Annotated in this window: 1 protein-coding gene; it reads right to left on the reverse strand. The window is 79.5% G+C overall.

Translation table 11 applies throughout. The features are described from left to right. Window positions 1-692: class I SAM-dependent methyltransferase (locus C1I98_RS39455; RefSeq protein WP_199537580.1), on the reverse strand; the 692-nt coding region annotated here is incomplete at its 3' end. Between the last annotated feature and the right edge of the window lie 20 nt (window positions 693-712).

Here is a 712-nt window from a genome sequence, read left to right on the forward strand (position 1 = left end):
CGGGCGGCCAGGCCGTGCCGGAACGCCTTGGCCACCAGGCGCGCGGGGTCGGCGATCGGGCGGCCGTCGCGGGCCGGGCGGGCGCAGGCGGTGATCAGGGCCTCGGGCGGCGCGACGCCGCCGGCCGGCAGCTCGGCCGGGAGCAGGACGCGCGGATCGGCGGCCGTGGGGAAGGCCGCGTAGCCGGCCCCGGCGGCGAGCCCCTGCGCGGCCAGCTCATCGGCCGTGGCGGCCAGGCTCACCGGGGCGGTCGGGTCGGACCCGGGCGGGAACCAGTCGCCGTCGCCCCGGGCGTACGGCGCGGCCTCGACGAACGCGTCGATCCCGAGGTCGTTGCGGTCGGCCAGGACCAGCGTGCCACCGGGCGCGACCCGCCGGGTGACGTCGGCGAGCGTGTCGCGCCAGGTCTGGACGGGCACGTCGGCGGGGTGGACCCGGCCGAGCCCGTCGAGGGCGCAGACCATGTCGAACGGCGGCAGGTCGGGCAGCTTGTCCAGCCGCCCGCAGTAGACCGTGAACCCCGGCCGCCCGGCGTGGGCCCGGCCGAGCCGGCAGGCGTCGGGGTAGGAGCGGAGCACCACGGCCACCGTGCCCGCGCGACCGGCCACCCACGAGACGAAGTCCGCCGGATGCGGGCCGATCAACAGCACGCTCCCGTCCCCGGGGGCCAGCCGGCGGATCAGCTCCCGCACGGCATGCCCCCGCCGCACCC

This window comes from Spongiactinospora gelatinilytica (genome assembly GCF_003236385.1).
GTDB lineage: Bacteria > Actinomycetota > Actinomycetes > Streptosporangiales > Streptosporangiaceae > Spongiactinospora > Spongiactinospora gelatinilytica.